Annotated in this window: 23 protein-coding genes and 1 pseudogene; 12 read left to right on the top strand and 12 right to left on the bottom strand. The window is 70.4% G+C overall.

Translation table 11 applies throughout. The annotated features are described in order from the left end of the window. The first annotated feature begins 98 nt into the window (after positions 1–98). Entirely contained in the window at positions 99–1,550 is a 1,452-nt protein-coding gene (pdxR, locus tag H0E84_RS09765; protein ID WP_180678462.1) for a MocR-like pyridoxine biosynthesis transcription factor PdxR, read from the top strand. Here pdxR and H0E84_RS09760 read toward each other — a convergent pair. Next, positions 1,542–1,955 (bottom strand): hypothetical protein, encoded by a 414-nt coding sequence (locus H0E84_RS09760; protein ID WP_180678461.1) that lies wholly within the window; start codon positions 1,953–1,955, stop codon positions 1,542–1,544. The genes pdxR and H0E84_RS09760 overlap by 9 nt on opposite strands. 99 nt (positions 1,956–2,054) lie before the next feature. Here H0E84_RS09760 and sufT point away from each other — a divergent pair, with 99 nt between their 5' ends. From sufT to H0E84_RS09740, 5 genes and pseudogenes are all read left to right on the top strand, one after another. Then, positions 2,055–2,606 carry a putative Fe-S cluster assembly protein SufT gene (gene sufT, locus H0E84_RS09755; RefSeq protein WP_180678460.1) on the top strand — a complete coding sequence of 184 codons (552 nt, stop codon included), beginning with the start codon at positions 2,055–2,057 and terminating at the stop codon, positions 2,604–2,606. Positions 2,607–3,067: 461 nt separating this feature from the next. Further along, positions 3,068–4,804 (top strand): annotated as a pseudogene (locus tag H0E84_RS09750) (S8 family peptidase); the annotation flags it as partial. Then, the gene (locus tag H0E84_RS20470; protein WP_345776302.1) at positions 4,784–5,131 is read left to right on the top strand and encodes a PPC domain-containing protein; all 348 of its coding nucleotides are present in this window, start codon (positions 4,784–4,786) and stop codon (positions 5,129–5,131) included. The pseudogene H0E84_RS09750 and the gene H0E84_RS20470, both read left to right, overlap by 21 nt. Before the next feature lie 169 nt (positions 5,132–5,300). Beyond that, positions 5,301–7,619: a pre-peptidase C-terminal domain-containing protein gene (locus H0E84_RS09745; protein ID WP_180678458.1), complete on the top strand. Its 2,319-nt coding sequence runs from the start codon at positions 5,301–5,303 to the stop codon at positions 7,617–7,619. Between the two features lie 57 nt (positions 7,620–7,676). Then, positions 7,677–8,108: a hypothetical protein gene (locus H0E84_RS09740; RefSeq protein ID WP_180678457.1), complete on the top strand. Its 432-nt coding sequence runs from the start codon at positions 7,677–7,679 to the stop codon at positions 8,106–8,108. 28 nt (positions 8,109–8,136) lie between these two features. Here the strand turns inward: H0E84_RS09740 and H0E84_RS09735 are convergent, their stop codons facing one another. The 3 genes from H0E84_RS09735 to wrbA form a co-directional block, all read right to left on the bottom strand. After that, positions 8,137–8,628, bottom strand: a complete 492-nt coding sequence (locus H0E84_RS09735) for an asparaginase domain-containing protein (RefSeq protein ID WP_180678456.1) — start codon at positions 8,626–8,628, stop codon at positions 8,137–8,139. 62 nt (positions 8,629–8,690) lie between these two features. Beyond that, entirely contained in the window at positions 8,691–9,035 is a 345-nt protein-coding gene (locus H0E84_RS09730; protein ID WP_180678455.1) for a DUF2069 domain-containing protein, read from the bottom strand. Beyond that, the gene (gene wrbA, locus H0E84_RS09725; RefSeq protein WP_180678454.1) at positions 9,032–9,625 is read right to left on the bottom strand and encodes an NAD(P)H:quinone oxidoreductase; all 594 of its coding nucleotides are present in this window, start codon (positions 9,623–9,625) and stop codon (positions 9,032–9,034) included. The genes H0E84_RS09730 and wrbA overlap by 4 nt, the downstream gene beginning before the upstream one ends. 90 nt (positions 9,626–9,715) lie before the next feature. Here wrbA and H0E84_RS09720 point away from each other — a divergent pair, with 90 nt between their 5' ends. Genes H0E84_RS09720 through yccX form a run of 3 tightly spaced genes read left to right on the top strand, consistent with a single transcriptional unit; the run spans position 9,716 to position 11,870 of the window. Then, on the top strand, positions 9,716–10,990 hold the full coding sequence (locus tag H0E84_RS09720) for a YihY family inner membrane protein (RefSeq protein WP_180678453.1): 1,275 nt from the start codon (positions 9,716–9,718) through the stop codon (positions 10,988–10,990). Then, positions 10,987–11,601 (top strand): TlpA family protein disulfide reductase, encoded by a 615-nt coding sequence (locus H0E84_RS09715; RefSeq protein WP_180678452.1) that lies wholly within the window; start codon positions 10,987–10,989, stop codon positions 11,599–11,601. Before H0E84_RS09720 ends, H0E84_RS09715 begins: the two co-directional genes overlap by 4 nt. Next, the gene (gene yccX, locus H0E84_RS09710) at positions 11,598–11,870 is read left to right on the top strand and encodes an acylphosphatase (protein ID WP_180678451.1); all 273 of its coding nucleotides are present in this window, start codon (positions 11,598–11,600) and stop codon (positions 11,868–11,870) included. Before H0E84_RS09715 ends, yccX begins: the two co-directional genes overlap by 4 nt. Before the next feature lie 55 nt (positions 11,871–11,925). Here yccX and H0E84_RS09705 read toward each other — a convergent pair whose 3' ends face one another. Together H0E84_RS09705 and H0E84_RS09700 are read right to left on the bottom strand one after the other, a co-directional pair. Next, positions 11,926–12,588, bottom strand: a complete 663-nt coding sequence (locus tag H0E84_RS09705; RefSeq protein WP_180678450.1) for an NrsF family protein — start codon at positions 12,586–12,588, stop codon at positions 11,926–11,928. After that, on the bottom strand, positions 12,581–13,117 hold the full coding sequence (locus H0E84_RS09700; RefSeq protein WP_180678449.1) for an RNA polymerase sigma factor: 537 nt from the start codon (positions 13,115–13,117) through the stop codon (positions 12,581–12,583). The genes H0E84_RS09705 and H0E84_RS09700 overlap by 8 nt, the downstream gene beginning before the upstream one ends. Positions 13,118–13,505: 388 nt before the next feature. Between H0E84_RS09700 and H0E84_RS09695 the strand changes: the two genes are divergently transcribed. Beyond that, a complete protein-coding gene (locus H0E84_RS09695; RefSeq protein ID WP_345776297.1) occupies positions 13,506–14,138 on the top strand; it encodes a LysM peptidoglycan-binding domain-containing protein in 633 nt (210 codons plus the stop codon). Between the two features lie 69 nt (positions 14,139–14,207). Here H0E84_RS09695 and ppk2 read toward each other — a convergent pair whose 3' ends face one another. Continuing rightward, a complete protein-coding gene (ppk2, locus tag H0E84_RS09690) occupies positions 14,208–14,996 on the bottom strand; it encodes a polyphosphate kinase 2 (protein WP_180678447.1) in 789 nt (262 codons plus the stop codon). 97 nt (positions 14,997–15,093) lie between these two features. Then, positions 15,094–15,615 (bottom strand): molybdenum cofactor biosynthesis protein B, encoded by a 522-nt coding sequence (gene moaB / locus H0E84_RS09685; RefSeq protein WP_180678446.1) that lies wholly within the window; start codon positions 15,613–15,615, stop codon positions 15,094–15,096. A 218-nt stretch (positions 15,616–15,833) separates the two neighbouring features. On the opposite strand from moaB, the gene H0E84_RS09680 reads away from it, so the two are divergent. Then, the gene (locus tag H0E84_RS09680; RefSeq protein ID WP_180678445.1) at positions 15,834–17,240 is read left to right on the top strand and encodes a zinc-dependent metalloprotease family protein; all 1,407 of its coding nucleotides are present in this window, start codon (positions 15,834–15,836) and stop codon (positions 17,238–17,240) included. A gap of 98 nt (positions 17,241–17,338) precedes the next feature. On the opposite strand, the gene H0E84_RS09675 is transcribed toward H0E84_RS09680, so the two are convergent. The 4 genes from H0E84_RS09675 to hemA form a co-directional block, all read right to left on the bottom strand. Next, on the bottom strand, positions 17,339–19,048 hold the full coding sequence (locus H0E84_RS09675) for an O-linked N-acetylglucosamine transferase, SPINDLY family protein (protein WP_180678444.1): 1,710 nt from the start codon (positions 19,046–19,048) through the stop codon (positions 17,339–17,341). Beyond that, a complete protein-coding gene (locus H0E84_RS09670; protein ID WP_180678443.1) occupies positions 19,045–19,506 on the bottom strand; it encodes a GNAT family N-acetyltransferase in 462 nt (153 codons plus the stop codon). Before H0E84_RS09670 ends, H0E84_RS09675 begins: the two co-directional genes overlap by 4 nt. A gap of 745 nt (positions 19,507–20,251) precedes the next feature. After that, on the bottom strand, positions 20,252–21,343 hold the full coding sequence (gene prfA / locus H0E84_RS09665) for a peptide chain release factor 1 (RefSeq protein ID WP_180678442.1): 1,092 nt from the start codon (positions 21,341–21,343) through the stop codon (positions 20,252–20,254). Further along, complete coding sequence (hemA, locus tag H0E84_RS09660) at positions 21,321–22,619, bottom strand: glutamyl-tRNA reductase (protein ID WP_180678441.1); 1,299 nt, start codon at positions 22,617–22,619, stop codon at positions 21,321–21,323. Before hemA ends, prfA begins: the two co-directional genes overlap by 23 nt. 77 nt (positions 22,620–22,696) lie before the next feature. Between hemA and H0E84_RS09655 the strand changes: the two genes are divergently transcribed. Beyond that, the coding region (locus tag H0E84_RS09655; protein ID WP_257644160.1) for a tetratricopeptide repeat protein at positions 22,697–24,398 on the top strand (1,702 nt) is incomplete at its 3' end.

Raw genomic sequence — 24,398 nt, 5'->3', positions numbered from 1 at the left:
ACGGCCGGGAAGGATTGGCCCTATGGGGCCGCAGTCGATTGGTACTATCAAGGACCAATCGGCTCGGGCCAACTGGGGCCAATTCCGGGTTTCAAGCAATGCATCTGGATCTCGACACCCATGGCCCGCTCCATGCGCAACTGACCCGCGCCCTGAAGACGGCGATCCTCGACGGACAGCTGGCGCGCGGCAGCCGGCTGCCGGCGACCCGTTGGCTGGCGACAGAACTGGGCCTGTCGCGCAATACCGTCCTGGCCGCCTACGAACAGCTGCGCGCCGAAGGATTCGTCGATGCGCGGGTCGGGTCGGGGAGCTTCGTCGCGCTGTCGCCACCGCAGCCGCTGCCGCCGGGCGGCCCGGACGCGGATCGCGTCGCCCCGCAGTCGGCGTATGCGCGCCGGGCGCGCCTGTACCACGGCCGGCTGCCCGGGGGACACATCCCCGGCGTGCGCCACTCGTTCCAGTACGGCGTGCCCCTGGTCAATCCGGCGCTGACCACGGCGTGGGCGCGGGCGCTGTCGCGGGCCGCACGCTATACCGATCCCAGCTATCCGCCGACGCAGGGTGCGCCGGCGCTGCGGGAGGCGGTCTGCGATTATCTGGCCCGCCGCCGCGGCGTTCGCGTGGCGGCGTCCGAGGTGCTGATCGTCGCAGGGACCCAGCAGGCGCTGTCGCTGAGCGCGCGCGTGCTGCTCGACGTCGGCGACGCAGCGGCGATCGAGGAGCCGCACTACACTGCCATCCGTATGGCGCTGCAGGTGCACGGTGCGCGCCTGTTGCCGGTGCCGGTGGACGCCCAGGGCCTGTGTTGCGACCTGTTGCCGGAACGCGAGGCTCCGAAGCTGCTTTGCGTCACGCCCTCGCACCAGTTTCCCACCGGTGCGGTGATGTCGCTGCCCCGGCGCATGGCCCTGCTCGAGTACGCGCGTCGGCATCGGAGCTGGATCTTCGAAGACGACTACGACGGCGAGTTTCGCTACGACGCCCGGCCGCTGGCGGCGCTGCGCTCGCTGGACGACGCCGGCCGGGTGATCTACGTCGGCACGTTCTCCAAGGCGCTGTACCCTGCGCTGCGGCTCGGCTATCTGGTGATGCCGCCGGCGCTGCGCGGGGATTTCCTGGCCGCGAAGCGGATGGCGGATTTCGGCACGGCGGCGATCGAGCAGGCTGCGCTGGCGGCCTTCATCGCCGACGGCGGTTTCGAGCGCCACCTGCGCCGCAGCGCAAAGGCCCTGCGCCAGCGCCGCGCCGCACTGCTGGAAGGGCTGCACGCCTGCAGTGCTGGCCGCCTGGAGATCGCCGATTCGCGCGCCGGGATGCACCTGGCGGTGTGGCTGCGCGGCGTCGGGCGCGACGCGGGCGAAGCGCTGATCGCGCGCGCGCAGGCCCGCGGCCTGGGTCTGTATTCGATCGCGCCCTACTACCTGGAGCCGCCGCAGCGGGCCGGCCTGCTGATGGGCTATGCCGGGCTGTCGACCGTCGAGATCGGGCAGGCGCTGGCGGTATTCCGGACCTGCCTGGACGAGCTGCTTCCCGCCGCCTCAGCGTGAGGCGACGGCCGCGATCACCAGCCCGGCGCCGAGCCAGGCGATCTCCACCGGGTCGTTGGCCAGCCGCGACAAGGTCCATGCATGGCCGGCGCCGAGCTTGAGCGCCGAGGCCCAGGGCAGCAGCCCGAACATCTTCCCCAGATGGGCGGCGGCGATGAACCAGTTGGCCAGCAGGATCGTCACGGCGGCGGCCAGCACGCCCCAGAGCGCGCGCGCCGCACCGGCGGGCACCCGCGCCATGCGCAGCAGCAGCGCGGCATCCAGCGCCGCCACCACCGCCATCCAGCTGGACTGGCGGCCCGTGGCCGTCGCCAGCATGATCCACAGCGCGGCACAGCCGGCGGTTCCCAGCAGCAGCAGGACGAAGGCGAACCAGGGGGACGCCGGTGCGGATCTCTTGCGCATGCAGTAGCGGCGGGGCGGGGGGTGTCAGCATAACGTCTGGGCCGCGCGGCGATACAATGGACGCCTTGCGCGCTCAGGCGCCGCCCCCATGTCGCCATCATGTACTCCAGCAGCAGCGAACCCGTCCGCTTCGAACGCGACTGCGCCGCGGTGCTGGTGCCGCAGGGCGATGCCGTGACCCTGCCCGCCGGCAGCATCGGTTACATCACACAGGCGCTGGGCGGCAGCTACACGGTCTTCATCGAGGGCAACCTGTTCCGCATCGCCGGCCCCGACGCCGATGCGCTCGGCAAGGAACCGCCGCGGCCGCTGCAACTGCCGGACGATGCCGACGACGACGCGGTCGAGCAGCTGGTATGGAAGCAGCTGCGCACCTGCTTCGATCCCGAGATCCCCATCAACGTGGTCGACCTGGGCCTGGTCTACGAGGCGGAAGTGAAGCCTGCGGCGGGCGGCGGGCGCATGGTCGAGGTGAAGATGACCCTCACCGCGCCCGGTTGCGGCATGGGGGAGATCCTGGTCGACGACGTGCGCAACAAGCTCGAGATGATCCCGACCGTGACCGAAGCCGATGTCGAGCTGGTGTTCGACCCGCCGTGGAACCGCTCGATGATGTCCGAGGCCGCGCGCCTGGAAACCGGGATGTTCTGAAGCCCGGGGTTCGACGCCCCCGGCCTGCCGGCCAGATTGCGGACGGGCTGGCCCGGGATCCTGCCGGACGTCCGCTGCACTGGCCGATGCCGTTTGTCGCCTGTTCCCGACTGCCGCGTCGCCGTTGCGCGCGGGGCGCAATCGATTCCCCCGCCGCAGGTCGTCCGCGGCGCGTACGCGCACGCCGCCCCGGGCGTTCGATGCCCGCACGACAATAGTTGCGGTTGCAAGGGTTTAATGTTTCAAATTGTGATGTAGATTAAATTTTAACTGTAACCGGCCACGCTTTGGCCGCTTGCTTTCCCACTGAATGGTCGCTTAGCGTCAGTTTGTGGACAGGATTGTCATGTCCACGTTCATGACGGGACGCTGTGCGACGTTCTCGCTCCATGACGCGCACCGTTGCCCCGACTCTGCCGCTCCGCGGCTTTTCTTTTTTCCGTTTCCGGGGGTAACACACGATGTCCGATGTCTCGAAATGCCGTTTCCGCATGCGCGCGCTGGCGGCCGCCACCGCGATCGCCATGTCCTCGATGGTCGCCGTCCCGGCCCTTGCCGGAGAGCGAATCAACCTGGGAGGGCTGCAGGCCTCCGAGCTGCACGACCGCTTCATCGTCAAGTACCGCGACGGCAGCCCCGAGCTGGCCGGCAGGGGCGCGCTGGAGGCGAGCCTCAAGGGGGCGGCGCGCGCCGTGCCCGCGCGCGGCGGCGCGCTCGGCATCACCCAGGTGCGGCGGATGACCATGGGCGCCGACGTGGTCAAGACCGACCGCAAGCTCGACCGCGTCGAGGCCGAATCGCTCATGCGTCAGCTCGCCGCCAATCCCAACGTCGAGTACGTCGAGGTCGACAAGCTCAACAAGCTGTTCCTGACCCCGAACGACCCCAATTTCGGCCAGCAGTACGGGTTCGGCACCGGGGCCGGCGGCATCCGCGCCACCGAGGCCTGGGACGTCACCAGCGGCAGCGGCACCGTGGTGGCGGTACTGGATACCGGCATCACCAACCACCCCGATCTCAATGCCAACATCCTGCCGGGCTACGACTTCATCGTCGATACGTTCGTCTCGCGCGACGGCAACGGACGCGACTCGGACCCGAGCGACCCGGGCGACTGGATCGCCGCCAACGAATGCGGCGGCCTGCATGCCGCGCAGCCCTCGAGCTGGCACGGCACCCACGTCACCGGCACCGTCGCCGCCGTCACCAACAACAACGTCGGCGTCGCCGGCACCGCCTTCAACGCCAAGGTCGTCCCGGTGCGCGTGCTCGGCCGCTGCGGCGGATACGACTCGGACATCGCCGATGCCGTCATCTGGGCGTCGGGGGGCTCGGTCAGCGGCGTGCCGGCGAACGCCAATCCGGCCGAGGCGATCAACCTCAGCCTCGGCGGCGGCGGCTCCTGCGGTTCCACCATGCAGAGCGCGATCAATGGTGCGGTCGGCCGCGGCACCACCGTGGTGATCGCCGCGGGCAACAGCAATGCCAACGTGTCCGGGTTCTCGCCGGCCAACTGCAACAACGTCGTCGCGGTGGCTTCCAACACCAGCACCGGAGCGCGTTCTGGCTTCTCCAACTACGGCGCGCTGATCGACGTCTCGGCGCCGGGCTCGAGCATCATGTCGACGCTCAACAGCGGCAGCACCACGCCCGGTAGCGCCAGCTACGCCTCCTACAACGGGACCTCGATGGCGGCGCCGCACGTGGCCGGCGTGGTGGCGCTGATGCAGTCGGTGGCCAATCCGGCGCTGACCCCGGCGCAGGTGGAGTCGACGCTGAAGAGCACGGCGCGCGCATTTCCCTCGACGCCGTCGCAGCCGATCGGCGCCGGCATCGTCAACGCCAAGGCCGCGGTGGACGCCGCTGGCGGCGGCGGGCCCGATCCGGATCCCGACGGCGAGCTGGAGAACGGCGTGCCGGTGAGCGGCATCTCCGGCGGCAGTGGCAGCACCCAGTACTGGACCATCGAGGTCCCGGCGGGCGCCACCAACCTCAGCATCGCGATCGCGGGCGGCAGCGGCGACGCCGATCTGTACGTGCGCCGCGGTTCGCAGCCGACCACCTCCACCTACGACTGCCGTCCGTACCGCAACGGCAACAACGAGACCTGCACTTTCGCCACGCCACAGGCGGGCACCTACCACATCATGCTGCGCGGCTACTCGGCCTACTCCGGCGTGACGCTCACCGGCAGCTACAGCGGTGGCGGTGGCGGCGGCAACCAGCTGCAGAACGGCGTACCGGTGACCGGGATCTCCGGCGCCAGCGGCAGCACCCGGTTCTGGATCGTCGACGTGCCGGCCGGCAGGAGCAGCCTCAACATCGCCATCTCCGGCGGTAGCGGCGATGCCGACCTGTACGTGCGTCGCGGCTCGCAGCCGACCACCTCGGCCTACGACTGCCGTCCGTACCGGACCGGGAACAACGAGAGCTGCGCGTTCTCGAACCCGCAGGCCGGGACCTGGCACGTGATGCTGCGCGGCTACAGCGCGTATTCGGGCGTGAGCCTGGTAGGCAACTTCTGAGGTCCCGAGGGCGGCGGCCCGGCGCCGTGCCGGGCCGCTTTCCGCAAGGCAAGGCCGCCGTTCCCGGCGGCTGCGCCTTTACGGAGACTGAATGAAAGCTCTGGCACCCTCGCGCTGGGGGATGCCGGCTCACACGGCGCAAAGCCGACGAACCTGGGGAAGGAATCTGATGAAACGACTCATAGCGTTATTCAGTGCCGGCGTCCTGCTGGCCGGAGCCGCGACGGCCTCGCCGCGCGATGCGCGGCCGGCGGCCTTCGACCATCGACTTCCGGCCGAGCACACGGTCGAAGTGCGCAGCATGCCGGCGGTGGACGCGGCCAAGCTGCGCGCCGAGGACATGCAGCGGGCCGCGGTCCGCCGCGACGCACCGGTGCGTTTCGCCACGCCGCACCCGGTCGACATCACGCCGCTCGATGCAGGGGACTGGGACGAAATCGGCAGCGACATGCTGGTCTGGCGCCTGCGTCTGGAGTCGAAGGGCGCACTCTCGCTGAATTTCGGCTTCTCGGAGTACGCCATGCCGGCCGGCGGCCGCATGCTGCTGTATCCGGCCGGCCTGGGGAGGAATGCGGATCCTGCCGCGATCCGGACCTTCACCGAAGCCGACAACAAGCGACACGGCAGGCTGTGGACCCCCGTGGTGCCGGGCGACCATGCGGTGATCGAGGTGGTGGTCCCGCGCGCGAAGCTCGGCGAGCTGAAGCTGCGCCTGACCAGCGTCAACCACGACTACATCGGCTTCGGCGACCTCGCGCGCCGCGGCGCCATGGAGCAGGCCCAGGGCATTTCCGGTTCCTGCAACATCGACGTGGTGTGCCCGGCCGGCGACGACTGGCGCGACCAGATTCCGGCGTCCGGCGCCTATTCGCGCTTCGGCACGTTCTACTGCAGTGGCTCGCTGGTCAACAACACCGCCAACGACCAGAAGATGTATTTCCTGACCGCGCACCACTGCGGCATGGGCACCGCCGACGCAGCCGCGTCGATCGTGGTGTACTGGAACTACGAGAATTCCTACTGCCGTACCCCCGGCAGCACCGAGAGCGGCCAGAACGGCGACGGCAGCCTGGCCCAGAACCAGACCGGCGCGGTGCCGCGCGCCACCTGGTCGACCTCCGACTTCACCCTGCTGGAACTGGACGACCCCGCCGATCCCGAGTTCGACCTGTACTGGGCCGGCTGGGACCGGCGCGACACCAGCTTCGACGGCGCCACCGCCATCCACCACCCGCGCGTGGCCGAGAAGCGCATCACCCATTCGTCGAACCCGCTGGTGATCAGCGGCTACTTCGGATCGGGCAGCGATCACCTGCACGTGTTCTGGGACCAGCCGGGCACCACCGAAGGCGGCTCCTCGGGCTCTCCGCTGTACAGCCCGGAGGGGCGCGTGATCGGCCAGCTGCACGGCGGTCTCGCCTCGTGCAGCACGTCCGGCGACGACCACAGCGACTACTACGGTCGCGTGTACACGTCATGGGCCGGCGGCGGCACCGACGCCACCCGCCTGAGCAACTGGCTCGACCCGGTCGGCACCGGCGCCGAGTTCATCGACGGCATCGGCGCCAACGGCGGCGGCGAGCCCGGCGATCCGGTGGCGGGCTTCACCTACGCGGTCGACAACGACGCGCTGACGGTCACCTTCACCGACACATCGAGCGACGACGACGGCACCATCGTCTCGCACGACTGGGATTTCGGCGACGGCACCGGCTCCTCCGAGGCCGATCCGGTCAAGACCTACGACGCGCCGGGCGTGTACACCGTGAGCCTCACCGTGACCGACGACGAAGGCAATACCGGCAGCACCAGCCAGGCCATCGAGGTCGGGGACCTGGGGCCGGACGCCACGGAGATCTTCAACCTTCAGCCGGTCACCGGCCTGTCCGGCGCGGCCGGCGACGAACTGCTGTACAGCCTGGCGGTTCCCGAGGGCGTCGAGGGGGCGCTGGCCTTCATCAGCTCCGGCGGCAGCGGCGACATCACGATGTACGTCAGTTTCGAGGCCGAGCCGGACGCCGACGCGTACGACTACGTCTCGCAGCGCCCGGGCAACAACGAAACGATCCGCATCGCGGCGCCGCAGGCGGGCACGTACTACGTCAAGCTGGTCGGGGTGCGGGCCTTCAGCCGCGTCACCCTGCAAGCGCGCCATGCCGAACCAGAAACCGGTCCGGGCGACGGTGAACTCGAGAACGGCGTGCCGGTTACGGACATCGCAGGCGACGCCGGCAGCGAGCAGTTCTGGACCATCGAGGTGCCCGCCGGCACGGCCACGCTGACGGTCGCGATGACCGGCGGCACCGGCGACCCCGATCTTTATGTGCGGCACGGCGCGCAGCCGAACACCACCACGTACGACTGCCGGCCCTACCTGTCCGGCAGCAACGAGACCTGCGCCATCGATTCCCCGCAGGCGGGAACCTGGCACGTCCTGATCCGCGGCTATACCGCCTTTTCGGGCGTGACGTTGACCGGCAGCTATTGACCGGTCGATCGAACCGCTCCCGTCCGGGCTTGCCCGGGCGGGAGTTGCGGTCTCCCCATGATCCCGACGACGGCAGTCCATGCCATTCTGTTCGCGCTGGCCCTCACCCTGGGGGCCGGCCCTGCGGGAGCGGAGGAGACCATGGCGGCGACGGTGGGCGAATTGCCGGGCCCCGGCCCATACCAGCGGTTCATCGTGAAATACCGCAGCGACAGCGCTCCCGGGCGCGATCCGCGCGCCGTGCAATCGCGTCTGGACCGTGCGGTCGCCGCAAGCGGACTGATGCTCTCCGACGAGGACACGCCGTTGGCGCTGCAGTGGCAGCGCAGGCTGGCGGTTCAGGCCGACGTGCTGCAGGCCGAGCGTCCACTCGACCGCGCCGAAGCGCGGCGGCTGCTGGAAGCATTGGCCGCCGATCCCGATGTCGAATACGTGGAGGTCGATGCGCTGATGCGCGCCGGCCCCGGCCCGATGCAGCGCCCCGACTGAGCGCGGCGCCGGTCGGCGGTTGCGGCCCCTAGCCGGCGTCGGCCTCGAAGCGGTTGGCGGCGACGTTCTTGCGCACGCGCGCCGGATCCCAGATCCGCCCGTTCATGGCGATGTACACGCCCGCTGCGAGCGATTGCACCGCGCCGACGGCGGTGCCGATGTTGAACTCGGCGTCGGAGCCGCGGAAGCGCGCCGGGTTCAGGGCGCCGGTCAGAACGATGGTCTTGCCGCCCACCGACGCGAGCGCCTGCGCCGTCTGCACCATCGAGTCGGTGCCGTGGGTGACCAGTACGTGGCGCGCCGGCTGCGCCGCCACGGTGGCACGCACCAGCTCGCGGTCGGCGTCGGTGATGTGCAGCGAATCCTTGCGCAGGATCGGGATCACCCGGAAGCGGAACGCCACCCCCAGTTCCTCGAGGATGCGTCCGATCTGCGGCTCGCCGACCTGGTAGTCCGACTTGTCGTCGAAATACACCTTGTCGATGGTGCCGCCGGTGGTGACGATCAGCAGTTCTTCCATTGCATGCGCGCGCAGGGATGGCCAGCGCGCATTCTAGGGCTTCGTCGCCGGCCGCGCGCTCATCAACGGCGGCGCGCGAATCGCGTCGAGAGCCCCGGCCAGCTGGCCGCGGCGATCACTGCCAGCGCCAGCGCGATCTCGATCCCGGCCAGCAGCCGCGCCTGCGGCAGGCTCCACGCATCCATCACCCCGTGGGAGAACCACAGCAGTCCCCCCACCCCGGACCAGAACGCCGCGCGTGCGCTGCCGCGCAGCACCAGCGTCATCAGCAGCAGCGGCGGGCCCACGAACACCAGGATCGCCGCGGCCAGGTGGCCGCCACCGAGGTAGCGCACCGCGAACAGCGCCGCCAATGCGGCCAGCGCCGCCGCCAGCGGCAGGCGAGGGCCCGGCCAGCGCGCACTCATGGCGCCAGCCGCGCCGCGAGCTCCGCGACGCGCCGGCCCAGCGCGCGCGCCAGCGCCGCCTCGTCGTCGCTGGGCGCCGGTTCGTCGTCGCCGCCCGCGACGTGACTGGCGCCGTACGGGGTGCCGCCACCGCGGGTCGAGTGGAGCGCCGGCTCGGTATAGGGAATTCCCACCACGTAGCAGCCGTGATGCAGCAACGGCACCATCATCGACAGCAGCGTCGATTCCTGGCCGCCGTGCTGGGTGGCGGTGGAGGTGAACACCGCCGCCGGCTTGCCGACCAGGGTGCCGCTGGCCCATTCCGCGCCGAGACCGTCGATGAAGTGCTTCAGTGGCGCCGCCATGTTGCCGAAGCGCGTCGGGCTGCCGAGGACCAGGCCGGCGCACTCGGCCAGGTCCCGCCGCTCGACGTAGGGCGCGCCCTCCGCGGGCACCGGCGGGCTCGCGGTCTGCGTCGTCGTCGCCACCGGCGGTACCGTCCGCAGCCTCGCGGTCATGCCCGCGGCCTCGCCGACGCCGCGCGCGACCTGGCGCGCGAGCGCCGCGACCGAGCCGCCGCGGCTGTAGTAGAGCACCAGGATGTCCGGCATCGCGTTCTCCGACCAGGCGCAAGAGGATAGAACATGCCGCGCCAGCCGCGCGCGCCGCCGCCTCGCGCGTCTTCGGGTACTCTCGGCGCGATGGAACCGCTGGACACCCTGTACCGCTGGACCGACCGCCTCGTCGACCGCGCCCGCGCGCGCTCGTTCATGCGGTTCCTGGGGCGGCGGTTCCTCGCCGATCGCCTGTTCGAGGTGGCCGGGGCGCTGGCGTTCACCACGGTGTTCGCGCTGGTGCCGCTGTCGATGGTGGTGTTCGGCGTGCTTTCGGCATTCCCGGTGTTCGACACCTGGAGCCAGCAGCTGAGCGACTACATCTTCTCCAACTTCGTGCCCAGCTCGGCGCGCGCGGTGCAGGGCTACCTGCTGCAGTTCTCGCAGAACACCGGCCAGCTCACCACCATCGGCGTGATCGCGCTGGTGGTCTCGGTGCTGATCACCCTGCACGGCATCGAGAACGCCTTCAACCGGATCTGGCGGGTCGGGACGGCGCGCCCGCAGTTCTCGCGGTTCCTGGTGTACTGGACGGTGCTCACGCTCGGGGCGCTGGTGGCGAGCGCCAGCCTCGCGATCTCCACCCGCTTCTTCGCGCTGGGGATCTTCAGCACCACGTCCGGGCAGTGGCTGCAGGGCGTGCTGCTGGCGATGGCGCCGTTGACGATTGAGCTGGTGGCGTTCGCGGCGATCTATCGGGTGGTGCCGCACCGCACGGTGAAATGGCGGCATGCCTTCGCCGGCGCGCTGCTCGCCGCGGTACTGCTGGAGATCGCCAAGCGCCTGATCGGCCTGTACCTGGGCAGCTTCGACGCCTACCAGAAGATCTACGGCCAGGTCGCCTTCATCCCGATCCTGCTGCTGTGGATCTACTTCGCCTGGGTGGCGATCCTGCTCGGTGCGTCCTTCGCGTCGTCGATCTCGGCCTTCCGCTACCAGCCCGCAGCCATGCGCCTGCCGGTGGGCTACGAGATCTTCGGCCTGGTGCGTCTGCTGGGCCGGTTCGCGGAGGCGCGCCGCCGCGGCCGTGGGCTGCACAGCGACGAGATCCTCGAGCTCGAGCCCTGCCTGACCGACACCCTGGTCCAGGAGATGCTCGCGCAGCTGGCGGAGATCGGCGTGGTCGCGCGCGCCGAGTCGGGCGAGTGGCTGCTGGCGCGCGATCTCGACCGCCTGACCCTGGGCGAACTCTACGAAGCATGCCACCTGCGCATTCCCATCGCCGAAGCGCACCTGCCATGCCGCGAAGATGCGCTCGGCGTGGCCGCGCTGGCCGCGGTCGACGACCTGCGCGTGCCGCTCCGCGACCTGCTCAGGCGCCGCGTCGGCGACCTGTACCCCACCGTGAAGGAGTCCACATGACCCTGCCAAGGCTGTTGCTGCTCGTATGCGCGCTCGCGCTGGCGATCGCGTGCCGCCGCGAGCCCGAAGCCGGCACCGACCCGGCGCCGGCGCGGCTGGACCAGCCGCCGGCGGAGGAGACGGCGCAGGCGCGGGAAGTCGGCGACGATGCCGGCGGACCCGTCGATGCTCCTGGCGATGCGCCTGCCGGGACACCGGCGCTGCGGGTCACCACCGTCGACGGCGCCGCCTACGACCTCGCCGACCATCGCGGCAAGTGGGTGGTGGTCAACTTCTGGGCCACATGGTGCGCGCCTTGCCTGAAGGAGATGCCGGAGCTGTCGGCGCTCGGGGCGATGCGCGAGCACGTGGAGGTGATCGGGCTGGCCTACGAGGAAATCGAGCCCGACGCCATGCGTGCCTTCCTGGAGAAGCATCCGGTCCTCTATCCGATCGCGATCGTCGACGTCTACGCCCCGCCCGCCGATTTCGATACCCCGCGCGGGCTGCCGATGACCTACCTGATCGCCCCGGACGGCATCGTCGCCAGGCAGTTCCTCGGCCCGGTGACGGCGCACGAGATCGAGACGGCGATCGCCGCCGCGGGCGGTCCGGAAGCGGCACCGTCGTGAGCGCGGCCGCCCGCTTTCTGATCGGCGGAAGGGTGCAGGGCGTGTTCTTCCGCGCTTCCACCCGCCAGCAGGCGCAACGGCTGGGACTGCGCGGCTACGCGAAGAACCTGCCGGATGGGCGGGTGGAGGTTCTGGCCGCCGGCGAACCCGACGCCCTCGACGCGCTGGAACGTTGGCTGCAGCATGGCCCGCCGATGGCGCGGGTGGATGCCCTCCGGCGCGAGCCGGCGAGCGCCGACGAGGCCGGCGAGGGATTCAAGGCCGGTTGACCGCCTGCGTCAATGCGGCCGTGCGCGCATCGCCGGACGGGCGAGCGCGGGCCGCTCAGCGCCGCGCGTGGCCGATCCAGGCGAACAGGTGCCGGCCGAAGGCCAGGCTCAGCAGCGACAGCACCGCCACCGTGCCGGCATGCCACAGCAGCACCATCGGCATGCTTTCGCCGTCATGGATCAGGCTGACGCCGGCCGCCGACAGGGCCGCCGCGCTCAGGGTCGCCAGCAGCGCGGTCGGCGCCGGTCTGACCGCCCCGGCATGGCGCACCATGAGCAGCATCGCCAGCCCCAGCGGCAGGCTGACCAGGGCGATCTCCCAGGCGCACGTGGCGCTGTCGGCATCGAACGCGAAGGCCTCGGCGCCGAGGCGGGAGTAGTCGCGCAGGCAGCCCCAGCCCAGCCCTGCCAGCCACAGCGCCAGCGCCGGCAGCGGCAGCCAAGCCCACGCCGCCGGGCGCCCAGGCACGCTGATCTGGAACGCGGCGTAGGCGGCCAGCACCCCGATCAGCACGCTCGCGAGCCATTCGGCCGCGGCGGCCGGCTCGGCCAGTGCCTCCAGCTGACCGGGGCGCAGGCCGGTGCCGGCGACGATCAGGACCAGGATCGCCGCTGCCAGCGCCAGCCAGAGCAGGGTGCGCCGCCCTGGGGAGGCCAGGCGCCGCACCGGCGTCGCGCGCGCGGCGAGCTGTTCGATCAGGCGGTCGGTATCAGTCATGACGGGAGCTCCTCAAGAGTACGCGCCTGAGCGACTTCAACGCGCGATGGCAGGCGACCTTGAGCGAGCCCACGCTCTGCCCGCTGCGCTCGGCCGCCTCCTGCAGCGACAGTTCCTGCAGGCGCAGCAGCTGCACCGCCTCGCGCTGCCGCTCCGGCAGCGCGTCCACCGCCTGGCGCAGGTCGCGGGCGGCCCGTTCGTGCGCGCTGGCATCCGGGGGGCCGTGGCCGTCGTCGGCGGGCTCGGCGGACATCTGCACGGCCTGCGACTCGTGCCGCAGACGGCGTGCGCGCCGACGCAGCAGATCGATGCATCGCCGGTTGGCGATCGTGCCCAGCCATGGCCTGAGCGGACGTCCGCCCTCGTAGGTGTGGCGGATCCCGTGGACGGCCAGCAGGATGTCCTGCAGCGCGTCCTCGATTTCCTCTCCGCGTCCCAGGTGGCGGCACACGATCGTCCGCAACCAGGGCGTGACCGCCTGCAGCAGCGCATGGTAGGCGGCGCGATCGCCGTCCTGGGCGCGCAGCATCAACGCTTCCCAGCATCCATCGCCCGCGGCTGCGTCGCCGGTGGATGGGGAGGGGTGCGTTTGCGTGGGCTCGGAGGGCATCGGGAGCGCGCGCGGAGGTCCTGGCGAAGGGGCGGCGGTGGCCCATCATGCCACGCGCCTCGGCCGGGCCAGCCCTCGCTGCACGGCAGTGGTCGGTCCATGCCCACCGCCCGGCACGGCCGATCGGGTCGAGTCCTCCTGCCCTGGGCCGGGCATCGCAAGAGGCCGAGCGCCGAGCGCATCGACGGGCGGGCGTAACCATTCGCGCCCCCCGGCGAACTCTTCCATGTGGGTCGGTCGTCCGGTCCGGCCCAACCCCCCCCCGACTCCTGGCCCACCGGACAGCCAGCAGACAAGGAGAGACTACGTGCAATTCGCCATCGTCAGCCCCCCGGCCCAATACGTGCGTCCCGATCAGACCCATGGCAACCCCGGCCAGACGCATGTCGTCGAGCGAGGAGACACGCTCTACGGCATCGCCCGCCAGTACGGGGTGCCGCCTCAGGAGCTGATCGCCGCCAATCCGCAGATCGCCAATCCGGACCTGATCTATCCCGGGGATACTGTCCATGTTCCGGTGCCGCATGCCGAGGAGCCGGTCTGCAGCGCTCCGCCACCCCCGTGCGCGGCCGAGCCTCCGCACGCGTTCGTGCGGCCGTGCACCCCCATCGCCCGGGTGATCCATCCGGTGCTGGAGCCGCCGACGCCGGCGGTGCGACAGCCGGTGGAGCGTCCGGATGGACCCTCCGGGAGCGGCCCGAGCGCGATCGCGACCCTGATCGAGCAGCTGGCCGGGCGCTTGGTCGATCTCATCGGCCGGCCGGAGCCGGGACCGGAGCGGCCGGTGTACGTGCCGCCCTTCACTCCCGATGCGGTTCGCCTGGGCGAGCCGCAGGAGGCTGCCGTCTCGCCCTGGATCGTGCAGAGGGGGCCGCTGGACGACCTCGATCCGGACATCGCATCCCGGCTCCCGCGGGCGGATGGCCGGATGGCCGTGTAGCGTCGTGGCCGGTTGCCGGAGCGTCGAGGACGGGCGCGGCGGCCCAGGCGCGCGCGCGCGCCCTGGCGCTCACTCGCCTTCCGGCTGCGGACAGCTGGGGATCGGCTTCAATATCCCGTAGCGCTCGCGCTTCGGCGCCCCGGCCAGCGACGGAAACTCCGGCCGGCGGCGCGGCACCCGCACGTCGGGCAGCCGGTCGAGCAGATGCCGGATCAGGGTCAGCCGGCCGATCTTCTGGTCGTTGAAGTCGACCAGCGTCCACGGCGCATTCTTCGTGTGCGTGGCCTTCAGCATCGCCTCGCGGGCGCGGGTGTAGTCGGCGTAGCGGCGCCGCGCCTCGAGGTCGATCGGCGAGAGCTTCCACGCCTTGAGCGGGTCTTCCAGGCGCTCGGCGAAGCGCTCCTCCTGCTTCTCCTGGTCGCAGGTCAGCCAGTACTTGAACAGCAGGATGCCGTCGTCGGTGAGCATTTTCTCGAACGCCGGCGCCTGCTGCAGGAACAATCGCACCTGCGCCGGCGTGGCGAAGCCCATCACCCGCTCGACGCCGGCGCGGTTGTACCAGCTGCGGTCGAACAGGGTGATCTCGCCGGCGGCCGGCAGGTGCGCGATGTAACGCTGGAAGTACCACTGGGTCTGCTCGCGCTCGCTCGGCTTCGGCAGCGCGGCGACGCGGTACTGGCGGGTGTCGAGGTGCTCGGTGATGGCCTTGATGCTGCCGCCCTTGCCGGCGGTGTCGCGCCCCTCCATCACGATCACGATGCGCTTGCCGGCATGGCGTACCCAGCGCGCCAGCGCCACCAGCTCCAGCTGCAGCGGCTCGAGCAGTTTTTCGTACTGCTTGCGCTTGAGTTCGCTCATCGGGCGCTGCCGCCGCATGCCGCGTCCCTGCGCGGGGCCGCCGCGGCGACAGCGGCCACGGCCGCGCCGGGCAGCAGCGGGGTCCGGTCGATGGCCATCACGACTCCTTCAGGCGCGGGCGCAGCGTGGCGAGGTTGCAGGGGCGGGTCCGGGCATCGAGCTGGTCGCGGACGATGCGCTCCCACGCGGTGCGGCAGGCGGAGGTGGAGCCCGGCAGGCAGAACACGAAGGTGCCGTTGGCCAGCCCGGCGAAGGCACGCGACTGCAGCGACGAGGTGCCGATCTCCTCGAAGGAGATCGCGCGGAAGAGTTCGCCGAAGCCCGGCATCTGCTTGTCCAGCAGCGGCAGCAGCGCCTCCGGCGTGGAATCGCGCCCGGTGAAACCGGTGCCGCCGGTGACCAGCACGCCGTCGACGTTCTCGTCGGCGATCCATTGCGACACCTTCGCGCGCATCCGGTACCGGTCGTCGGTCAACAGGGCGCGGTCAGCGAGCCTATGGCCGGCGGCCTCCAGCGATTCTACGAGGTAATCGCCGGAGCCGTCCTCGGCCAGGCTGCGGCTGTCCGAGACGGTCAGCACGCAGATCGAAAGCGGGATGAAATCGCGTCGGGCGGTCATGCGGTCAGGTGGTTGCAGCGGTCCGGCGATCTTCGCACGACCGTCGCTCGCATGGCGCCTTGGCCGAGGCGGAGCTCCTCGTAAAGACAAAATTTCATTGGCTTGTTCCAGGTCGCGTACCGGCTTGACAGAGAGTTTATATTCGTATAGTCAGGGGCGGCGGTTGGATTCCGTGCGAAACCGCCAAGTGGGCACGCTTGTATCAGGAGAGCCGAGTCATGAAGACATGCATCCTCTGCTGTATTTTCCTCTTGTTGTGCAGCTTTGAAGCCCAAGCGTCGCAAGGCCCCCTTGTGAATTCGGCCCCGCGATTTCTTGATGTGTATGCGTCGCGCAGTCATCTGAGCAAGGCCGATGAAGCCGCGATCGAGCGGCAGCGGCGTTCCGATTCAAGCATCGACTGGGTGATACCCATCAAGGTCGATCCGAACGCGCTGAACTTCGATCGTTTCGATGCGTTTCTCTACGATCTTCACGTCCTCATCCAGAAAAGTGCTGAGCAGGGGCCGGAGAGCCAGTTCGGTGAGATCTGGCACGGTGAGGTCTCGTTGCCGGGAGATCCGCCCGGTCGGGGTGATCATGGCGGGCTTCGTGATGTCCAGCTCATCCGCGCCGAAGACGGAAGAATATACGGAACCATCAGAATCGGTGAGCTGGTTTATTCATTGAATAACCTCTCGTCGGGCAACCAGATTCTTACGAAGCAAGACCTATCCAGGCTCAACGACAGTTCCAACGATGTAATTTATCCGGAGAACAGCATAAGAATGATTCCAGCGGAAGAGCCCGATGGAAGAATAAATCAATGGTTTCAGCCATCGATACCGCCGATTGGGCCTCCATCGCCTCCGCCCGAACGAATTCATGTGATTCGGATTGCGATCGCCTTCAGTCCTGCTGCAGAAGGTGACGATCAGGCGGTTTTGCTGGAGCAAGTTCAGGCTGCAGTGAGCGCCGCCAATGCAAGCTTCTTTCCTAGCGATGTCATGGCTCAACTGCAGATTGCAGCTTATGCTCGCCCATCGTATGCCGAAACTTCCTTGGCGCGGACGTTGAGTGATCTCCGGCAGGGATCATCTGGTCCGCTCTGGTTGGCGCATCGTGCGCGCGACGACCAATACGCGGACGTGCTCGCAATGGTGGTTGCTGGAAAGAACACATGGGAATGTGGCGGCGTGCAGCAGATCGGGTCTACGAAGGCAACTGCATTGCTTGTCGTGAGAAGGGGCTGTCTTGGCCAGGGTACGCTCGCTCACGAACTTGGTCACTTGATGGGTGCAAACCACAACCCTGAGAATGTCGCTATGCCTTCACCCTACCCCTACGGCCATGGTTATCGTCGGGATACCCAAGCGGGCAACCCGGGGTGGAGCACCATCATGGCCAACGGGAACTGTGCAGTCGGTTGCCCTAGACTGAATCGCTGGTCCAACCCTTCGAAAAAGCGACCTAACGGCGAGCCGATGGGTACCGTCGCAGTTCACAATAACGCGCGTGTCCTAACCGAGACGAAGTCGATCGTCTCGGAGTTCTATCCCAATCCACCTAAGCAGCAAGGCGACACTTCCACGCCTCCTGTGTGGCTCTACACGCCGCAAGGGTCCCGGATCCTGACCGATCTGTAGCCGGTCAGGACCAGCTGGAGGCAAGCGCGAAATCTCTGGAAAGCATCGCGTTCTGGAGAACCGACCGGGTCAGGGCTGAGTGGAATGCGAAAGAAACATCAGGCTTTGGATTGAAGCGACGACCGCGCGACCATCGCCTCGACGAGCCGGACGAAGTCTTGTGCGAAGCCGTCCATGTCGAACAGCCCGGAACGGTTGCGCCGCGTTTCCACCTCGCGGCGCAGGGCGGTGAGCCGCGCGGTGTCGTTGCCCAGTGTCGACGCCAGCGCCAAGAACGCCGCGTCGTCGCCGACGTTGAGGGGGGCCATGCCGAGATGATGATTGAGGCTGGCGGCGACGCGCGCGGCGAAGGTGTCGCCGGGACGGGTGAGGACCGGGCAGCCGGCCCACAGCGCATCGGAGGCGGTGGTGTGCGCGTTGTAGGGATTGCAGTCCAGGAACAGGTCGGCCACCTGCAGGCGGGCGAGATAGGCGGCCTGCGGCTGTTTGGCCATGAACACCAGCCGCCGGGCATCGATGCCGGCGCCGGTCGCAGCCTCGCGCAGGCGATCGTCGGCCCGTCCCGGACCGGACAGCAGCCACAGCACGCTTCCCGGCACGTCCCGAAGCACCGCCAGCAGCCGCGCGAACGAGGCCGGGTTGAGCTTGTAGCTGTTGTTGAAGCAGCAGAACACGGTGCCCTCCGCGGGCAGCCCGCACTCGGCGCGCGACGGCGGCATCGGGATCTCGCGCCGGATGTCCGACGGCTGGAAGCAGCGCGGCAGCCAGGCGACGGCCTCGGAGAAATGCGGCGCCAGCGTCTCCGGCAGCACGGTGCGATCGGCGAGGACGTAGTCGATCCAGGGCGCGCCGGAGGTGCCCGGATACGCAAGCCAGTTCACCTGTACCGGCGCCGGCCGCATCGCCAGCACTTCGGGCCGGCCGCCGCCGCCCCAGCCGCGCAGATCGAACAGTACCTCGATGCCGGCCGCGCGGATGCACCGGGCGATCGCGCCGTGGGCCTGGCCGGACACGTCGTGCAGCCGGTGCGCCGCCTGCCGCAGCCGTTCGCGGATCGCACTGCCGTCGTCGGCGTCGAGGGCGAAGAGGTGCGGTTCGACCTCGCGACGCGCCCCCAGCGCCTCGAAGAACGCGGCGGTGAGCAGCCCGGTCGGGTGCGCGCCGAACCCGTTGGACAGGAAGCCGACGCGCAGCGGGCCGGGCACGGGCGGCGGGGCCGGCGGCAGCGGGCGCACCCGCGCAGCGATCGCGCGTGCACGCAGCCGCGCACAGACCAGCTGCTCGTCGGCGCCGGCGTCCTCGCTGAGGAAGGCGAACGGCTCGATCGCGCCATGGCCGGCGCGGACCGCATCGCGCACCTGGCGCGACAGCCGGTCGAGATCGCGCCAGTCGCACAGGCGTCGGCGCCAGGCCAGCAGATGGGCGGCGATCAGCGGATGGTCCGGGGCCAGCGCGTGGGCTTTGGCGTAGGCATCGTTGGCGCCCTCCGGATCCCGGGCATCCTCGAGCACATGACCCAGCCACACGGCGATCCCGGCGTGCTGCGGCGCCCGCCGCGCGGCGGCGCGGAGGTTGTCCGCGGCGTCGGCATGCCGGCCCAGCATCCACAGCGCGCGGCCCAGCCGCGCCAGCGCCTCGGGGTGCCCCGGGGCCAGCTGCAGCGCGCGCTGCGCGGCGCCGCCGCCGCGGCGGGCATCGCCGGCCTCGAGCTCGGCATCGGACAGCACGATCCAGGCCATGGCGTCGCCGGGCTGTCGCTGCACGCCGAGCCGCGCCCGGACGAGCGGATCCTCCGGCGTGGCGCTCATGCCGGTGCGGGCGCCAGCGGCAGGTGGAAGCGCAGGGTCTCCTGGAAGGGCTGCCAGCCGCTGGCGCGGTACAGGGCTTGGGCGGCCTGGTTGTCGGGGGTGGTTTCCAGTTCCAGGCGCAGCGCGCCCTGCTCGCGACCGAACGCGGCGGCCGCCGCCAGCAGGGCCCGCCCGACGCCGCCGCCGCGGAGCGCGGGGTCGACGAAGAGATCGTTGAGCACCCAGGTCCGCGCCGCACGTACCGAGGAGAACATCGGGTAGAGCTGGGTGAAGCCGGCGGCCTTGCCTGTGCGTTCGGCGAGCAACACCGCCGACTCCCCGCGCTGCAGGCGCTGCCGCAGGAATTCGCGGGCCAGGCCCGGGTCGGCGGGCTGGGAATAGAACGTCCGGTAGCCGTCGAACAGCGGCACCAGGGCGTCGAGGTCTTCCAGCGTGGCGCGGCGGACGGAGACGGTCATGCGCGGTCCTTCGTCGGAAAGGGCCAGCATCGTCGCTCGCGGGCGCCACCCTTGTCACCCGTTCCGACTTTTGCGGCGGCACATCCGTTGAAGCACGGATGCTTGCGAAGGTCGCATGCTCGCAAAAATCGATGCATGGCAAGCGGAAGTCGTTCTTCGCTTCCCGGCTCGAACAGCAGGTTGGTTCGTAGTCTCCGGAGCCAGCGGCGCACGGGCCGGGGAATGCTCCGCGGCTCGGTCGGGCCATCCCTGGCCCGACTCGCCGCCGCACCGGTCATTCGCTTTCGGATCTCCGGCAGCCCATTTCCCCGAAGCCAACCAACGTCTCAGCGGGAGTCGCGCCGGGGGTGTTGCGGAGAGCTGCACATGGATGTGCAGCGGCCCTGAGTCCGGCCATGGATGGCCGGACCGAAGGGCGGAGCAAGACCCCCGGTGCGGCTCACGCCCCGCGCAGCCAACCGAAGGCGCTCTTCCAAAGAACCAGCTGGCAGACGCGGCTATTCATTGGCGCAGAACCGTGGCGACGGTGATGGATCCCCGCAGCGGATGGGGCTGCCTGGCGCGGCCGGACCGAACGGCGGAGCAACACCCCCGGCGCGGCTCCCGCCCCGCGCGGCCAACCGAAGGCGCTTCTCCAAGGAGCATCTGCCCAAAGCGGCTACTCACTAGCGCCGCCCCGTGGCGGCGGTGATGGATCGCCGCTGGGGCTGCCGGGCGCGGCGACGGTCAAGCCCGCCGCACTGGACTACCCGGCGCTGCCGTCCGCTAGGCGCGCGAGCTCCTCGGCCTGGTGCTCCTGGCCGAGGCGCTCGATCAGCGGATCCAGCGCGCCTTCGAGCACATTGGGCAGATCGTAGAGCGTCAGGCCCTCGACGCGGTGGTCGGTGATCCGGCCCTGTGGATAGTTATAGGTGCGGATGCGCTGGCTGCGGTCGCCGCTGCCCACCTGCAGCTTGCGGCTCTGCGCGGTGGCGGCGGCGCGCTTCTCGGCCTCGGCTTCGACCAGCATCGCCTTGAGCCGCGTCATCGCCTTGTCGCGATTGGCGTGCTGCGACCGCTCGGTCTGCGACTCCACCACGATCCCGCTCGGCGCGTGGGTGATGCGGATCGCCGAATCGGTCTTGTTGACATGCTGTCCCCCCGCGCCGGACGAACGGAAGGTGTCCACTTTCAGGTCCGCCGGATTGATCTCCACCGGCTCCGCCTCCTCGGCCACCGGGATGATCGCCACCGTCGCCGCCGAGGTATGGATGCGGCCCTGCGACTCGGTCGCCGGCACCCGCTGCACGCGATGCGTCCCGGACTCGAACTTCAGCCGCGCATAGGCCCCCTGGCCATCGACGCGGGCGATCACCTCGCGGAATCCGCCGTGCTCCCCCGGGCTCGCGGATTCGACCTCCACGCGCCAGCCCCGGCGCTCGGCGTAGCGCATGTACATGCGCAGCAGGTCGCCGGCGAAGATCGCCGCCTCGTCGCCGCCGGTGCCGGCGCGGATCTCCAGATACAGGCCGCCCTCGTCGCGCGCGTCCTTCGGCACCAGCATCGCCATCAGCGCGGCTTCCAGATTCTCCAGGCGTTCCTGCGTCGCGGAGATCTCCTCCTCCGCCAGTTCGCCCAGCTCCGGATCGCCGCGCATCGCCTCGGCGGCGGCCAAGTCGGCGCGGGCGCGGGCCTCGTCGGCCAGCGCGGCGGCCAGCGGCTCGAGCTGCGCGAACTCCCGCGAACAGGCGCGGAAGCGCCCCTGGTCGCCGGCGATGTCCGGGTCGGCCAGCAGCCGCTCCAGTTCCTCGCGGCGCTCCGCCAGCGCCTCGAGCTTACGGCGCAGGGTCGGCAGCATCGCGTCGGGTGTCGTCGGCCTGGCGCAACGCCCGCTCCAGGGCCTGCGCGAGTTCCAGGTTGCCGCTGGCGGCGGCCTCCCGCACCGCCGCGGTCGGCGCGTGCAGGAGTCGATTGGTCAGGGTATGGGCGAGCAGTTCCATCACTTCTTCCGGGTCGCGGCCGGTGGCCAACTGCTGTCGCGCCCTTGCCAGCGCCTCGGCGCGCGCCGCGTCGCCGTGGGCGCGCAGGCGCCGCAGCGGTTCGTTCAGCGGGCCGGAAGCGAGGGATTCGGCGTAGCGCGCGACCTGCAGTTCGATGATCGCCTCGGCCGCGTCGGCGGCCTCTCGGCGGCTGCGGCGGTTGTCCTCGACCGAGCGCTCGAGATCGTCGACGGTATAGAGGTACGCGTCGCGCAGCTCCGCCACGTCCGCGGCGATGTCCCGCGGCACCGCAAGGTCCAGCAGCAGCATCGGCCGGTGGCGGCGCGCCAGCAGCGCGGCCTCGACCTGGCTGCGATGCAGGACCGGCTCGCGGCTGGCGGTGGCCGAGAACACCACGTCGGACTGCGACAGGTGGCGGCCGAGCTCCTCCAGCGGCAACGCCACGCCGCCATGGCGCGAAGCCAGGTCCTGGGCGTGGGCCAGGGTGCGGTTGGCCACCAGCAGGCGTTTCACGTCGGCCCGGACCAGATGGCGCGCGGCCAGCTCGATGGTCTCGCCGGCGCCGATCAGCAGCACCGTGGCGTCTTCCAGCCGGGTGAACGAGTCCTGCGCCAGGCGCACCGCCACCGAGGCCACCGAGACCGGGCTGTTGCCGATGCGGGTCTCGCTGCGCACGCGCTTGGCGGTGACGAAGGCGTGCTGGAACAGCCGGTCGAGCTGGCTGCCGAGGGCGCCGGCGCCGCGCGCCGCGGTCCAGGCCTGCTTCACCTGGCCGAGGATCTGCGGTTCTCCCAGCACCAGCGAGTCCAGACCCGTGGAGACGCGGAACAGGTGCCGCACCGCGTCGCGGTCGCGGTGGCGGTACAGATAGGCGTGCAGGTCCTGGCCCGAGCCCGGGCGGCCCTCGCTCCCGGGATGGGTGGCGAGCCAGTCGGCCATGGCGGCGCCGTCGTCGTCGGCCACCGCGTAGAGCTCGGTGCGGTTGCAGGTGGACAGCAGTACCGCCTCGCGCACCTGCGGCAGCGCGCGCACCGCCGCCAGCGCCTGCGGCAGCGCGCTTTCCGCGAACGCCACCCGCTCGCGCAGGGCGACCGGCGCGCTCTGGTGGTTGATGCCGAGGGCGAAAATACTCATGACGGCGGGCGTCGTCCGTTCAGGTGCTTGCGATAAGCTTGCTGTCGATCGCCCATTTTACGGCCCGGCCGCTTCCGATGCCCGCAATTTCACTCCTCTCCCGTGGTTCGGCCATGGCCGGACCGCTTTTCGCGCTGCTCGCCGTACTGCTGGCGCTGCCGGTCCCGGCCGCATCCGTCGCCCCCGATGCCGGCGGGCAGGACGACGTGCTCGCGGCCACCCTGTCCGGCGAGTACGCGCTGCAGGCGGGGCGGTTGGGCGAGGCCGCCGACTGGTACCTGCGTGCCGCGCGCGCCGCCGACGGCGATCCGGCACTGGCCGAACGTGCCGCGCGCATCGCCCTGCTGGCCAACGACGACGAGCTGGCGGGGGCGGCGATCCGGCTATGGAAGCGGTACGCGCCCGACTCCCTGGCGATGCGCTCGGCGCAGGCCACCTGGCTGTTGCGCGGCGGCCGCGAACGTGCCGCGCGCAGGGAACTCGAGCAGCTGCTGCGCGACCCCGATCCGGACGGCTGGCGCCATGCCCTGGCGGCGCTGGGCAGCGGCACCCGCGACCCCGACGCGTCTGCCAAGGTGCTGGGACGGCTGGTGGCGTCGGGAGCGATCCCCGACCAGCTGCAGGCCTGGCTGGCGTTCGGCGGGCTGGCGCAGCGCTTCGGCGAGCCGAGGCTGGCCGAAAGCATCGTCGCCGAAGTGGTGGAGCGGTTCCCCGACGAGCCGCGGGTGGCGCTGCTGCGCGCCAGCCAGCTGCGCGAGGCCGGCGACGACGACGGCGCACGTGCCGCGCTGGCGGCGATCGAGCGCCAGGCGCTGGTCTCGCCGGAGCTGCGCCTGGCCATCGCCGCCGAGTACGACAGCCTGGGGGATCCCGCCGCGTCCGCAAGGGTGATGACGCTGGGGCCGCAGGACGAGCGCAGCTATGGCCTGCGCGCCACGCTGCTGGTCAAGGCCGAGGACCGCGAGGGACTCGGCGAGGTCTACGAGGAACTGCGCGGCAGCGCCGGGCAGCCCGATCCCGGGGGGCGCCTGCTGCTGGGGCAGATCGCCGAGTACCTCGAACGCCACGACGATGCCCTCGAGTGGTACCGCAGCGTTCCCGGCGGTCCGCAGCGCCAGGTCGCACGCCTTCGCGCCACCAAGGTGCTGCACGACCTGGAGCGCACCGAGGAGGCCTACGCGGCGTTGCGCGCGCTGCAGACCGACGCCGACGTCGACGAGGTCCTGCGCCGCGACGCCTATCTGATGGAGGCGGAACTGCGTGCCGACGACGACGATGCCGAGGGCGAGCGCGAGACCTACGCGCGCGGCCTGGCCGCGCATCCGGACGAAGGTGGACTGCTGTACGCGCGCGCGCTGATGTGGGAGCGCCGCGACGACATTCCGCGGGCCGAGGCCGACCTGCGCCGCATCCTGGTGGCCGAACCCGAGAACGTCGCCGCGCTCAACGCGCTCGGCTACACCCTGGCCGACCGCACCACGCGCTACGCCGAGGCGCTGGAGCTGATCGACCGCGCGCGGGTCGCCGAGCCGGACAACGCCGCCATCATCGACAGCTACGGCTGGGTGCTGTACCGGCTCGGCCGCCACCAGGAGGCGCTGGCCGAGCTGCAGCGCGCCTGGCGGATGATGAAGGACCCGGAGATCGGCGCGCACATCGGCGAGGTGCTGTGGGCGATGGGGCGCCGCGACGAGGCCCGCGAGTATTTCGAGAAGGCGCGCGAACTCGATCCGGAGAACCGATCGCTGCTGCGCGCCCTGCGCGAGACCGGAGCGGACG

The organism is Luteimonas salinisoli (assembly GCF_013425525.1).
GTDB classification, from domain to species: domain Bacteria; phylum Pseudomonadota; class Gammaproteobacteria; order Xanthomonadales; family Xanthomonadaceae; genus Luteimonas; species Luteimonas salinisoli.
Note: the sequence above shows the minus strand (reverse complement) of the source record. Positions and strands in the feature narration are given on the sequence as shown.

What these genes read in the sequence shown, in the direction of transcription:
- H0E84_RS09680 (WP_180678445.1), top strand. Translation starts at nt 15,834, where the DNA reads ATGAAGACATGCATCCTCTGCTGTATTTTCCTCTTGTTGTGCAGCTTT.
- H0E84_RS09745 (WP_180678458.1), top strand. Translation starts at nt 5,301, where the DNA reads ATGAAACGACTCATAGCGTTATTCAGTGCCGGCGTCCTGCTGGCCGGA.
- H0E84_RS09735 (WP_180678456.1), bottom strand. Translation starts at nt 8,628, where the DNA reads ATGGAAGAACTGCTGATCGTCACCACCGGCGGCACCATCGACAAGGTG.
- H0E84_RS09715 (WP_180678452.1), top strand. Translation starts at nt 10,987, where the DNA reads ATGACCCTGCCAAGGCTGTTGCTGCTCGTATGCGCGCTCGCGCTGGCG.
- H0E84_RS09760 (WP_180678461.1), bottom strand. Translation starts at nt 1,955, where the DNA reads ATGCGCAAGAGATCCGCACCGGCGTCCCCCTGGTTCGCCTTCGTCCTG.
- ppk2 (WP_180678447.1), bottom strand. Translation starts at nt 14,996, where the DNA reads ATGAGCGAACTCAAGCGCAAGCAGTACGAAAAACTGCTCGAGCCGCTG.
- H0E84_RS09730 (WP_180678455.1), bottom strand. Translation starts at nt 9,035, where the DNA reads ATGAGTGCGCGCTGGCCGGGCCCTCGCCTGCCGCTGGCGGCGGCGCTG.
- H0E84_RS09740 (WP_180678457.1), top strand. Translation starts at nt 7,677, where the DNA reads ATGATCCCGACGACGGCAGTCCATGCCATTCTGTTCGCGCTGGCCCTC.
- H0E84_RS09675 (WP_180678444.1), bottom strand. Translation starts at nt 19,048, where the DNA reads ATGAGCGCCACGCCGGAGGATCCGCTCGTCCGGGCGCGGCTCGGCGTG.
- sufT (WP_180678460.1), top strand. Translation starts at nt 2,055, where the DNA reads ATGTACTCCAGCAGCAGCGAACCCGTCCGCTTCGAACGCGACTGCGCC.
- prfA (WP_180678442.1), bottom strand. Translation starts at nt 21,343, where the DNA reads ATGCTGCCGACCCTGCGCCGTAAGCTCGAGGCGCTGGCGGAGCGCCGC.
- H0E84_RS09705 (WP_180678450.1), bottom strand. Translation starts at nt 12,588, where the DNA reads ATGACTGATACCGACCGCCTGATCGAACAGCTCGCCGCGCGCGCGACG.
- hemA (WP_180678441.1), bottom strand. Translation starts at nt 22,619, where the DNA reads ATGAGTATTTTCGCCCTCGGCATCAACCACCAGAGCGCGCCGGTCGCC.
- H0E84_RS09670 (WP_180678443.1), bottom strand. Translation starts at nt 19,506, where the DNA reads ATGACCGTCTCCGTCCGCCGCGCCACGCTGGAAGACCTCGACGCCCTG.
- pdxR (WP_180678462.1), top strand. Translation starts at nt 99, where the DNA reads ATGCATCTGGATCTCGACACCCATGGCCCGCTCCATGCGCAACTGACC.
- wrbA (WP_180678454.1), bottom strand. Translation starts at nt 9,625, where the DNA reads ATGCCGGACATCCTGGTGCTCTACTACAGCCGCGGCGGCTCGGTCGCG.
- H0E84_RS09720 (WP_180678453.1), top strand. Translation starts at nt 9,716, where the DNA reads ATGGAACCGCTGGACACCCTGTACCGCTGGACCGACCGCCTCGTCGAC.
- H0E84_RS09700 (WP_180678449.1), bottom strand. Translation starts at nt 13,117, where the DNA reads ATGCTGCGCGCCCAGGACGGCGATCGCGCCGCCTACCATGCGCTGCTG.
- moaB (WP_180678446.1), bottom strand. Translation starts at nt 15,615, where the DNA reads ATGACCGCCCGACGCGATTTCATCCCGCTTTCGATCTGCGTGCTGACC.